1 protein-coding gene is annotated in these 365 nt (G+C 40.0%); it reads right to left on the bottom strand.

The features are described from left to right. Window positions 1-113 precede the first annotated feature (113 nt). Window positions 114-251 carry a YHYH domain-containing protein gene (locus GOU96_RS18440; protein ID WP_000757220.1) on the bottom strand — a complete coding sequence of 46 codons (138 nt, stop codon included), beginning with the start codon at window positions 249-251 and terminating at the stop codon, window positions 114-116. Window positions 252-365: the final 114 nt, after the last annotated feature.

The following is a 365-nucleotide window of genomic DNA, read 5'->3' as shown; positions in this document are numbered from 1 at the left end:
TTGAGGCGTTTGTTAGGCCGAAATTATGAGTTATCAATGCCTAATAACGCCGTTGATACACAGACAAAAAGATATGAACATTCACACCTTTTTGCGGCATTCAGATAATTACCTTATTTGCGTTTGTGACAGTGATACTCACCAGTTTTATGGTTTGTGTGGCAACCGTTTGAATCTGTACCACCAGAATGAGCGAAGGCTGTCCCAACCAAACCAAAACAAGCCACAAAGATAACCAATACTTTTTTCATACTTACATCCAATTACAACATTAAAAACTGCGAGCATGTTCGCACATAAGCAATCAGATTAGTATGATGTATATCAAATTAGGCCTAACGCCCGCCTAAGGGGCTGACAACGCA

It is taken from the genome of Vibrio sp. R-1 (assembly GCF_035615595.1).
Lineage (GTDB): Bacteria > Pseudomonadota > Gammaproteobacteria > Enterobacterales > Vibrionaceae > Vibrio > Vibrio cholerae.
This window is presented reverse-complemented; position numbering and strand designations above follow the sequence as displayed.

Bases quoted from the DNA above. Each gene is read 5' to 3' on its own strand.
- GOU96_RS18440 (WP_000757220.1), bottom strand. From the start codon at position 251: ATGAAAAAAGTATTGGTTATCTTTGTGGCTTGTTTTGGTTTGGTTGGG.